Source organism: Arthrobacter sp. H14 (assembly GCF_000520495.1).
Lineage (GTDB): Bacteria > Actinomycetota > Actinomycetes > Actinomycetales > Micrococcaceae > Arthrobacter_C.
In genome coordinates, this window is sequence record NZ_KI914683.1 from 1 (window position 1) to 10,343 (window position 10,343).

General features: G+C 61.8%; 14 protein-coding genes and 1 riboswitch. Of the genes, 6 read left to right on the forward strand and 8 right to left on the reverse strand.

The annotated features are described in order from the left end of the window. Window positions 1-419: pyruvate dehydrogenase E1 component-related protein (locus Y707_RS27335; RefSeq protein ID WP_503487611.1), on the reverse strand; the 419-nt coding region annotated here is incomplete at its 3' end. Window positions 420-558: 139 nt separating this feature from the next. On the opposite strand from Y707_RS27335, the gene Y707_RS0118040 reads away from it, so the two are divergent. Further along, window positions 559-1,323, forward strand: a complete 765-nt coding sequence (locus Y707_RS0118040) for an SDR family oxidoreductase (protein ID WP_026536108.1) — start codon at window positions 559-561, stop codon at window positions 1,321-1,323. Window positions 1,324-1,356: 33 nt separating this feature from the next. On the opposite strand, the gene Y707_RS0118045 is transcribed toward Y707_RS0118040, so the two are convergent. Then, the gene (locus Y707_RS0118045; protein ID WP_026536109.1) at window positions 1,357-2,406 is read right to left on the reverse strand and encodes a zinc-dependent alcohol dehydrogenase family protein; all 1,050 of its coding nucleotides are present in this window, start codon (window positions 2,404-2,406) and stop codon (window positions 1,357-1,359) included. A 102-nt stretch (window positions 2,407-2,508) separates the two neighbouring features. Here Y707_RS0118045 and Y707_RS0118050 point away from each other — a divergent pair, with 102 nt between their 5' ends. Together Y707_RS0118050 and Y707_RS0118060 are read left to right on the forward strand one after the other, a co-directional pair. Then, complete coding sequence (locus tag Y707_RS0118050) at window positions 2,509-3,201, forward strand: SDR family oxidoreductase (protein WP_026536110.1); 693 nt, start codon at window positions 2,509-2,511, stop codon at window positions 3,199-3,201. Window positions 3,202-3,364: 163 nt separating this feature from the next. After that, window positions 3,365-3,715 carry a GNAT family N-acetyltransferase gene (locus tag Y707_RS0118060; RefSeq protein WP_026536111.1) on the forward strand — a complete coding sequence of 117 codons (351 nt, stop codon included), beginning with the start codon at window positions 3,365-3,367 and terminating at the stop codon, window positions 3,713-3,715. Between the two features lie 59 nt (window positions 3,716-3,774). Here Y707_RS0118060 and Y707_RS27340 read toward each other — a convergent pair whose 3' ends face one another. From Y707_RS27340 to rlmN, 5 genes are all read right to left on the reverse strand, one after another. Next, complete coding sequence (locus Y707_RS27340; RefSeq protein ID WP_051442172.1) at window positions 3,775-4,434, reverse strand: DNA glycosylase AlkZ-like family protein; 660 nt, start codon at window positions 4,432-4,434, stop codon at window positions 3,775-3,777. A gap of 27 nt (window positions 4,435-4,461) precedes the next feature. Then, entirely contained in the window at window positions 4,462-4,983 is a 522-nt protein-coding gene (locus Y707_RS33310) for a GNAT family N-acetyltransferase (protein ID WP_026536112.1), read from the reverse strand. A gap of 9 nt (window positions 4,984-4,992) precedes the next feature. Beyond that, a complete protein-coding gene (locus tag Y707_RS33555; protein WP_035782508.1) occupies window positions 4,993-5,265 on the reverse strand; it encodes a type II toxin-antitoxin system TacA family antitoxin in 273 nt (90 codons plus the stop codon). A 75-nt stretch (window positions 5,266-5,340) separates the two neighbouring features. Further along, window positions 5,341-5,880, reverse strand: a complete 540-nt coding sequence (locus Y707_RS0118080; RefSeq protein ID WP_026536114.1) for an OsmC family protein — start codon at window positions 5,878-5,880, stop codon at window positions 5,341-5,343. Between the two features lie 35 nt (window positions 5,881-5,915). Continuing rightward, window positions 5,916-6,037, reverse strand: a riboswitch (SAM riboswitch). Window positions 6,038-6,142: 105 nt separating this feature from the next. After that, window positions 6,143-7,354 carry a dual-specificity RNA methyltransferase RlmN gene (gene rlmN, locus Y707_RS0118085; RefSeq protein WP_026536115.1) on the reverse strand — a complete coding sequence of 404 codons (1,212 nt, stop codon included), beginning with the start codon at window positions 7,352-7,354 and terminating at the stop codon, window positions 6,143-6,145. A 109-nt stretch (window positions 7,355-7,463) separates the two neighbouring features. Here rlmN and Y707_RS0118090 point away from each other — a divergent pair, with 109 nt between their 5' ends. Together Y707_RS0118090 and Y707_RS0118095 are read left to right on the forward strand one after the other, a co-directional pair. Continuing rightward, entirely contained in the window at window positions 7,464-8,303 is an 840-nt protein-coding gene (locus tag Y707_RS0118090; protein WP_026536116.1) for a fumarylacetoacetate hydrolase family protein, read from the forward strand. 141 nt (window positions 8,304-8,444) lie between these two features. Further along, window positions 8,445-9,194 (forward strand): sulfite exporter TauE/SafE family protein, encoded by a 750-nt coding sequence (locus Y707_RS0118095; RefSeq protein ID WP_026536117.1) that lies wholly within the window; start codon window positions 8,445-8,447, stop codon window positions 9,192-9,194. Between the two features lie 7 nt (window positions 9,195-9,201). Here the strand turns inward: Y707_RS0118095 and Y707_RS0118100 are convergent, their stop codons facing one another. After that, window positions 9,202-9,993: a hypothetical protein gene (locus Y707_RS0118100; protein WP_026536118.1), complete on the reverse strand. Its 792-nt coding sequence runs from the start codon at window positions 9,991-9,993 to the stop codon at window positions 9,202-9,204. Window positions 9,994-10,134: 141 nt separating this feature from the next. Here Y707_RS0118100 and Y707_RS30920 point away from each other — a divergent pair. Continuing rightward, the coding region (locus tag Y707_RS30920) for a carbon starvation CstA family protein (RefSeq protein ID WP_035782511.1) at window positions 10,135-10,343 on the forward strand (209 nt) is incomplete at its 3' end.

The window sequence follows — 10,343 nt, forward strand, 5'->3', positions numbered from 1 at the left end:
TTACCCCGGAAGAAATGATTCAACCCCACCTCATACAACGTCGCCGCACCCGCGTAGGTGGAGATATGCCCGCCGACAGCGATATCGGGCCGCTGCGCCCGGTGCACCATCACCGCAGCATTCCACCGCAACCACGCACGATACTTCCGCTCGATCTCCTCATCCCCCGGGAATGCCGGTTCCTGATCGGAAGGGATCGTGTTCACATAATCGGTGGTCGTCACCATCGGCACACCAACACTGTGTGAACCGGCACGCTGCAACAACGAACGCATAATATACTGCGCCCGCTCCGTCCCCTGCTCCTTAATCAACAGGTCAAGGGACTCAATCCACTCAGCCGTCTCCTCAGGATCACGGTCGGGCAATTGTCCGGTCAAACCGCTTAGAATGTGCGTCATATCTTGTTCTGCAGCCATGCCAAACCTCTCCCACCCGGCAGCCGATGTCTGCGGGATCCTCACTGATACGATTTTCATAATCCGGAAGTACTTTTCCATTATGATAACCCCAGTGAACTGCCGCACAAAAGAGATGTCAATTACAACGAGGAGTTCCATGCCAGCGTCCACGGACCAATCTCCCAAAACCACGGTCATCACCGGAGCAGGATCAGGCATCGGCCGGGCAACCGCGCGCTGCTTCCTCGACGCCGGTTACACCGTGGTGCTGGCCGGACGGCGCCGGGCGCCACTGGAAGAAACGGCCGACGGTCACCCCCAGGCACATCTGGTGCCCACAGATACAACCCGGCCCGACGACGTCGAACGCCTCTTTGATTACGTCCGGTCAGAGCTCGGCCACCTCAATGTCCTCTTCAATAACGCCGGCACCTTCGGCCCCGCAGGAGCGGTCGATGAGATTCCGTTGGACGAGTGGGAGCAGACTGTCGCAGTGAACCTGACCGGGTCGATGATGTGCGCAGCAGGAGCCGTGCGGCTGATGAAAAGCCAGAACCCGCAGGGCGGACGGATCATCAATAACGGCTCCATTGCGGCCCACGCGCCCCGGCCGCTGTCCGCCGCCTACACCACCACAAAGCACGCCATCACCGGACTGACCAAGTCGATCGACCTGGACGGCCGCCCCTACGGCATCACCTGCGGGCAGATCGACATCGGCAACGCCGCCACCGCGCTCATGGAGAATATCGGCAGCGGCACCGGCGCATTGCAGCCGGACGGCACCCGCAGGACTGAGCCGACGTTCCCGGTGGAAGAGGCCGCCGGCGCTGTCCTCTACATGGCCCAGTTGCCTGCGTCGGCGTCCGTTGGTTCCATGGTGATCACTGCCAGCGGCATGCCCTTCATCGGGCGGGGGTAGTACATAACAGGCGGGGCAGCGCTAACCCGCGAGCTACTTCCGTGCCGCTACGTCGATGACCGTGACGCCTTCGGTCGAACTTCCGTCCGCCATGCCGACCAGCGCGTCCGGAACTTCCGCCAGGGTGATGCGTCTGTCGATCAAGGCCTCCGGGCGAAGCGCGCCGGACGCGACGAGCTCCAGCATCCCGGCGTAGGCACTGGCCGGCATCCCGTGGCTGCCCAGGATCGCCAGCTCCTTCGCGATGACGGCGGACATGGGTATGACTGGTTCGCCGGGGAAAAGCCCGATTTGTACGTGGCGCCCGCGCGGCTTCAGGGACAGGATTCCCGCTGCCGCCGTTTCGGCCCGTCCAAGGGCATCGACCGAGACGCTGACGCCGTCGGGAACTATGCCTTGAACCGCCGCCAATAGGCTGTCCTGATCCATTCCGGCAGAATTCACGGTGTGTTGCACCCCAAGCGCCCGCGACCGCTGCAGCGATTTTTCGTTGATGTCCACGGCGACAACCTCTGCTCCGAGCGCCAGCCCGATCATTGCCGCGCTCAAGCCGACACCTCCACAACCGACGACCAGGAGCCACTCGCCTCCCTTTAAGTCCGCCTGGTGCACCAGTCCCCGGTACGCCGTCGCAAAGCGGCAGCCAAGGAGTGCCGCCGCACCGCCGTCGAGCTCCTCCGGTGCCGGGATGAGATTGTTGTCCGCATCGTGCAGAGCAACGAGTTCGGCATAGGAACCCCAGTGCGTGAAGCCGGGCTGGGTTTGGTTCCGGCAGACCTGTCCATTGCCGGCCAGGCATTCCGGACAGTTGCCACAGGCGCAGATAAAGGGCGTGGTTACCCGCTGCCCGATCCGGAAGTTCTGTACCTTCTCGCCGACCGAGTCGATCACGCCCACCAATTCATGGCCCGGAACGTGTGGAGTAACTATTCCGTCATCGTGTCCCAGCCAGCCGTGCACATCGCTGCGGCATAAACCGGTGGTTTCAACACGCACGACGACGCCGCCGGGACTTGCCACCGGATCCGGAACTTCCCGGAGTGTTGGCTTTTCACCGAAACGGTCAAAACTAACAGCCCGCATCCTACGGCTTCCATCTGAAAAGGATCTCCATAACGGTAGGTTACGCTTCCCGTCCCGGGTCTGCTCAAGATGTCGAAAATGGTCAACGCTAGGATATTCAGCATGACTGAACGACCTCTTGCCCTCATTACCGGCGCCTCGCGTGGAATCGGATTGGCGATTGCCACCGAACTCGCATCCACCCACCATCTGCTGCTCGGCGGGCGGGACGCAGAGCGGCTGGCAGCTCTGGCACAGGACTTCCCGTCGGCGGCTCCGTTCGCGGCCGACCTGCGGGATGCCATCGAAACAGAACGTGCCATCTCCGGGATCGACAAGCTCGATGTGCTGATCCATTCGGCAGGGATCCTCAAGATGGGAACTGTTGCGGAGCTGAGCGCCGAGGACTGGCGGGAGAGTTTCGAAGTTAACGTCTTCGCGGTCGCCGGCCTGACGCGGTTGCTGCTGCCTGCCTTGCGCGCCGTCCGCGGTCAGGTCGTGACGATCAATTCCGGTTCCGGCTACTCCTCCGGTGCCGGCTCCGCCATTTACAGCGGCACCAAATTTGCGTTGAGGGCCTTCACGGATGCGTTGCGGCAGGAGGAGCGGGGCAACGGCGTGCGGGTCTGTTCCATCCATCCCGGACGTGTCGCCACGGACATGCAGCAGGAACTGCACGACTGGGAGGGCAAGGAGTACAAGTCGGAAGCCTGGATACAGCCGGACCAGGTGGCCAAAGCCGTACGCCTCGCCGTCGATACCACCGCCGAATCCGCCGTCGAATCGCTGAACATCCGCCCCTCCGGAATGGTTTAGCTCCACCAGCGGCCAATCCACACCCCGGACGACGTCGAATACCTGTTAACCGGTCAAGGCGACAAGCCCGCCGGCGACATGGGAAATGGGTTGTCCCGATCTGATCTGCAAGTTCCGCAGCAGGTCGAGGCGGTCCTCGGCGATAGCGAAGACATCCGGAGACATGCACGAAAACGAAGAGAAAACCGCGTTAAAGGTTCACGACCACCGAACAGCGTCCAAGTTCGTCCTCTACGAAGACGGGGACGTTGCAGGGTTTGTGCAGTACCAAATGGACGGCGCCGAGATCTCCATATTGGCCACCGAGATTTCGGATGACTTCCAGGACCGCGGGCTCACTACGAAGCTCTTCGACAACATCCTGGCGAATCTGCACCGGCGACGGCTGGCGGTGTTGCCGCTCTGCCCCGACATCAGGGCGTTCATCTACCAAAATCCGCACTACCACGGCCTCGTACCTGAGGACCAACGGAAGCGCTTCGGACTTTTCCGCCCCACTGATTCGCTCTCCTGAGAGACGTTGCAGGAAAAGCGCCTGGCTGACCCTGCCCTGTTTCGGTCTGAACCGAAATGTTAGAGGAACTCCACACCGGTGAGGGCGGCTCCCCGGAAGCCGGCAAGCAACCGGGCTTCTTCCAACCCGGCCCATCCCGGAATGCGTTCCAGCACCGGCGGCGAAGTCCCCGCCTGCAGCTCGAGTCCGGCCTGCAGCGCGGCCAACCGGAAAGGCATCTCGTAGAGGTGCGTCGCGGCGCAGCCCGAACAGTAACGCAGGTACGGTTCGTCCATCACTTCTGCGAGCTGTCGGGACATTTCACCCTTGACCATCGGCTCGGCGACGAGGACCCGTTCAGCCGCGGCAACTTCGTGCAAAGCCATCAACGGGTCGATACCGGCAGCCTTGAGCGGCTTTGCGGCGTCGAAAATCCTCTTGGCTGCATCGGCGGAAGAGTACGGGTGGACTGCCCGTGCCACCGCAGGCAGGTCCGTCCGCCGGTGCAGGTGCGGCGCCCCGCGGAGCGTCCATGCCAGGGCAAGATCCGGAACCGGGGCAGGCAGCTCCGGTCCGGCTCCGCGGATGACCAGCGCCCACCGGGCACCATCCGGTCCCGTATCCTGCACGCCAAAGTCGAGCAACGGTACATCCGCCGGGGCAATGGATCCGGGCTTGTTGATTAAACCCTGGACGTTCAGCCGGTATGCCAGAAGACCATTGCGGTCGATTTGGACCATGGTCCTTTCTACCCGACGGGCAACAGATCAGCCAGCATAATTTGGCCCGAGGAAATTAGCTCGAATCCATTTCATGGGAATCATGAGGTGCAGAGGGTTTCCCGGCATCTGATACGTTTCCGAGAGGTGCTCATAAAAGGCCCTTGCCTGATCGTCCCGCGCGTGGATGAGCATAGCTCTGGCTCCAACGCTTTCGCTCAACAGCGCCGCCCGCTTCAGCGAATCTCCGAAAAGACCCGCACCCAGTCCACTCCCATGATATTGCTCCGAAACAGCCAGTCTCGCCAAGAGGATACATGGAAGCTGCCTTGGGTCCGAGGGATTATCGAATTTGTTATGCGCAGCAGACTTCTCAACGGCTGACACCGTTATCGAGTAGTACCCACAGACAGCCTTACCGTCTGTGGACACGTATGTAGTCGCGTTATTCGCCCGTTGGTTTTCATATGCGAAGCGCCGGAACCAATCATCCAGTTCCGTCGCTCCGCATGTAAACGAGGACCGATCGTCGCCTTTGCTTAGCTTCCTAGGTGCTTCAAGGCCCGTCACCCGGACGCCCTACTGCTCAGAGAATGGGCTTGTTCTCGAAGCAAGTCTTGCCAACTTCGAGTTCGACGGCATTGGCTCGTCGAGCAAACGCTCAAACTCCACCCACTGTTCATCGCTCAACTCAAACCATCGGCGGTCAGCCATAATCCTCTCCGCCTCAACGCTCGCCGCTTCCAAGACAAAATCTGTCATAGACCTATGGGTAGCATCGGCGGCACGTCGAATCACGTTCTCTTGCCGCTTAGTGGCCCTCAAATTTATTCTTTGAGTCTTGCTTTCCATCGCATCTCCAATATCGTACACACATCGTACGTACACCAGAGGGCGAGAATCAAGCGAAACGTATCGCCCGTTAACCTAGACCTTGACGACCTCGCTCGTCACCGGCGTCGGGTTGCTGAGCAGGTCCAGCACCGGGCAGTGCTCATCGACCGCCTGGCGCAGCTCATCGTACCGTTCGGCCGATTCCGGTCCGCTGATGTTGATCCTCAACCGGACTTCGCTGAAGCCCGGACGTACGGCGTCGTCCTTGCCGAAGATTCCCCGCACGTCCAGATCGCCTTCAGCTTCGATGTCGATGCCGTCCACCGTGATGCCGAGCTGGTGCGCGTACAACCGGTAGACCACCACCTGGCAGGAAATCAACGCGCCCAGAGCAAATTCCACCGGGCTCGCCGCTTCGTCATCCCCCGCCAGTCCGGCAGGCTCGTCGACGAGAAATTCGTGCTTCCCGGCGTTAATCCGGGTGGCAACTGAGCCGACACTTTCGCCGTTGGCCGTGTAGGTCAGCTTCGCGTTGGCTGCGTCCTCGGAGATCCGGCGGTCCCAGAATTCCCCAGCCTCGTTCAGGCGGGCGGCGCGTTCAGTGGTCAGGTCTTGTACTGCGGTCTCAGTCATGAGTCCCTCTCGTGTCGTGGCGCATGCCATGCACGGCGCCATACTTACGCCTCCCGTTTCATCACCGGGCCGGCGTCGAATCGTCACCTGGGGCACCCCGCTACAGCGAGAGGGTTGCCGCCCGACCAGCCAGGGCTTTCGGTCGGGACTCTTGATTCTGTTTCGATTGTGCGCGGCCGGCGCGGGAAAACTCAACCGGCCGGAGTAACAAAAAGCAACATGAACGACGGCGGTGGTTATGTCCCGTCGTCGCCCGGGCCATTTACTCCGCGGCGGCGAGCTGTCCGCAGGCGCCGTCGATCTCCTTACCGCGGGTATCGCGCAAGGTCGTCGGGATGCCCGCGTCGATCAACCGCTCAATGAACTCTTGCGCCACGTCCTTCTCCGAAGCCGTCCAGATCGAACCGGGCGTCGGGTTCAGCGGGATTGGGTTCACGTGCACCCAGCCGCGGCCACGCTGGTTGAGCTTCTTTGCCAGCAGGTCTGCCCGCCAGGCGTGGTCGTTCATATCCTTGATCAAGGCGTACTCGATGGATACCCGGCGGCCGGTCGTGCGGTAATAGTTGTACGCGGCGTCGATCGCCTCGTCGACCTTCCAGCGGCTGTTGACCGGGATTAGCTCGTCGCGCAGCTCGTCGTCCGGCGCATGCAGCGACAGGGCGAACGTGACGGGCAGTTCCTCGGCTGCCAGCTTGTTGATTGCCGGCACGAGTCCGACGGTGGAGATGGTGATATTCCGGGCGGACATGCCCAGCCCCTGCGGAGACGGATCAACCATTCGCCTCACGGCGGTCAGCACGCGCTTGTAGTTCGCCAGCGGTTCACCCATTCCCATGAATACGATATTGGTGACGCGTTCGGCGTCGTGACCGCCATCGGAGCGCAGCGCGCCGAGATCCCCATTGGCGATAGCGCGGTTAGCGGCGACAATCTGGTCCACGATTTCCGCCGACGACATGTTCCGCGTCAGCCCCGCCTGGCCGGTGGCGCAGAACGGGCAGTTCATCCCGCAGCCGCACTGCGACGATACGCACAAGGTAATACGGCCGGGATAACGCATCAACACAGACTCAACCAGCGCGCCGTCGAACAGCCGCCAGAGGAACTTGATCGTGTCGCCGTTGTCGGTGGTGAGCTTTTTAACCTGAGTCAGCAGCGGCGGGAACATAGCCGAGGCCAGGTCCTCCCGTCCCTGAAGCGGCAGGTCGGTCATGTCGGCCGGGTCGGTGGTGTAGTGGTTGAAATAATGCGTCGACAGTTGCTTCGCGCGGAACGCGGGGTAGCCCAGCTCGACCACCTTTGCCTGGCGTTCGGCCATGGTCATGTCCGCCAGGTGGGTGGAAGGTTGTTTCACCCGCGGCGACTTGAACTGCAATTCGGGACGGCCATCGGGCGCTACGGCCTGCTCCCAGCCCTCGGCGGCAGGGCGGACTTGAGGGCGCGTTTCAGAAGCGGGGGTATTTATGATAGACATCGTCGCCCATTCTCCCACGATCCGGCGGCGCAATCACATTGTCGGTATTATCCTGCACCGGGAACGCCAAACGATGTATCCCCTCACACTCGTGTGATTCGATAGCTCCATGAAACTTGCCACCCTTCGCCGTCCGGAAAACCCGACAGAGACCTATGCTGCCGTCGTCTCCGGCAATGAAACCGCCGAACTGACCGGATTTGCCGACGTCGGTGCTTTCCTGGCTGCCCCGGCCACCACCCGGGACGAAGCAGCCGCCTCGGCAACACCGTCCGGCGACCTGGCCGGAGTATCGTTCGCCACACTGATTACGCACCCGTCAAAGGTGTTCTGCATCGGCCTGAACTACCGCAACCATATTCTCGAGACCGGCAACGAGCTGCCCGAGTACCCCACAGTCTTCACCAAGTTCGCGGACTCGCTGACCGGAGCCAACGACGACATAGAAATCCCAGCCGAGGAGCACCGGGTCGATTGGGAGGGTGAACTCGCGATCGTGATTGGACCGGGCGGGCGCCGGATTTCCGAGGCGGATGCCCCCGCCGCCATCGCCGGATACGCCGTATCGAACGACATTTCCATGCGCGGCTGGCAGAGCCGGACTTCGGAATGGACACAGGGCAAGTGCTGGGAGGCTTCCACGCCGGTCGGCCCGTATCTGGTAACCCCGGATGAGTTCGACGACGGCGCCACCATCACCACGAAGGTCAACGGCGAGGTGGTACAGCAGGATTCAACCGGCGACCTCGTGTTCGGCACCGCTGCACTGATTTCGTACCTCTCCACCATCGTCACGTTGCGCCCGGGAGATCTCGTTCTCACCGGCACCCCGGCAGGCGTCGCGCTGGGTCGCCGCAATGAGCAGGGCCGCCATCCGTGGTTGAAGGCCGGGGACGTAGTGGAAACGGAAATCGCCGGTCTCGGAGCGCAGCGCAATAGATTCGTCTGACCGAATCCGCTGAACGCTACGGTCGAAGCACGATCAAGAATGGACCCGGATGGCACAACCAGGCCGTAACTATTCCCGGTACCACTTAGACTCGGAATCGATGGCACAACTCAACACCCCGCTCACCGAGCCGGAGAGCCCATGACGACCGGAATCGTGATCGTCGCGATCGTTGCCATCCTGCTCGGTTCGACGCTGCAGCGGCTGTCCGGAACGGGAGTGGGGCTGGTGGTGGCCCCGGTGCTGGCATTGCTCATGGGCCCGGCACTTGGTGTGTTTGTGACGAATTCGACGACGGTGGTCTCCGGTTTCCTCATCATGCTGGCTGTCATCAAAGATGTGAACTGGAAGCGCTACCTCATCTTCATGCCGATGGCACTGCTCGGCGCGATTCCGGCAGCGTTTATGGTGCGCGAACTCGAAGCTGCGTGGCTGAATATTGTCATCGGTTCGGTGGTGCTCATTTCACTGGCGCTGACATTCGGGACGCCGCGGGTTCCCCACATCCAGTCCCATGCCTTGACCGGAGTGGCCGGCGTTGTCGGCGGTTTCCTGAACACCAGCGCCGGCGTCGCCGCGCCGGCAATGGTGATGTATTCGAAGTTCTCCCGCTGGGACCAACGATCCTTTGCAGCGACCATGCAGCCGACTTTCATGACCATGGGCATCTTCTCGGTGGGTACCAAGCTCGCGGTGGGTGCCACCACAATCGATCAACTGCCGCCGTGGTGGCTGTTCCCGATCATCGTGATCACCGTGGTCGGCGGTATTCGGATCGGTGCGTGGCTGGCGCGGAGAATCTCCATAGATACCGCACGCAGAGTCGCCATCACGCTAGCCGGGATGGGCGGCGCGGTGACCGTCATCCGCGGCGTGCTGATGTTGGCGTAGACGTTCCCTACGCCAAGCGACGCTCCGCATTGGCAATACCTTTGCGGCAGGCACGGCCGAACGCCTGCTGTTGGAGCATCCGCTTCCAGACTGAGGGAACCTGCCCAAGGCCCGTGTTCGACGGCGCTTCGGTCACCTCGAGGTGGCTGCCGGACGACATTCCCCGGTACACCCAGCTCGACCACTGCGCCAGATCGGGGAAGGACGCGTCCTGCCCGAGCAGAATGGCCGGCCCGGATGGCAGCAGCCGGTCTTCGACAGGAGTCAGGGGAAGTGAATCCGACACCTCGCCGTCGGGAACCGTGACCAGGTGGGTTTCAATCCGGTCATCGATCCTGACCGCCAGAAGATATTCGCTGGAACCGGATCGCGCCGGCATCGGCCGGGCCGCATCAACGTCGAGCCTGATAATCAGCCGCGGTAAGTACCACCAGTGTTCGCGCCGTAACAAGAACGAGTCGGCGAAGATCCGTGCCGGCGGATAACGCCGCAGCTCCTGTTCGAGCAGGTGCTCGGTGAAAATATCGCCGTCCATGTCCTCGACGAGGCGAGGACGTCCCATCAGTGCCGCCGGCGTAAAAGTCTGACTGGTCGAGCGGCTATCGGTGAAGGTCAGGGCCACCTGTGGTGCGGCTGCGATGCTTCGGGCCCGGTCCTCGTGGTCGAAGGTGAAAGCCAGCGCCGGCTGCTTATCCCACAGCAAGGCCACGGCGCCGCAGCCTTGGAGGCTTCCGGCGGCATCAAGCCAGACGACGTCGGCCACAGATGAACCGTGGACAGCGCGGGTGACGATATCCATGCACTCCTCTCCGTGGCTCTGCAGGGACCGCTTCAACGTATCAGCCCCGGATGGCAAGCGTGCTTCGCGTGCTACTATGGCCCCATATTCGCCCTGAGCGAAATGACCGCATCGAGCGAAGCTACGTCAAGGGAGACCGACATGCCTGCTGGGGTAATCATTGCAATAGTAGGCGTGCTTTTCTGGCTCGGATACCGCTATTACGCCAGCTACCTCGCTAAACATACTTACGCACTGGACGCGAACTTCGTCACTCCGGCCCATGAGCTTTCGGACGGAATCGACTTCGTCCCGACCAACAAGCATGTGCTGTTCGGCCACCACTTCACCTCCGTGGCGGGCGCCGCGCC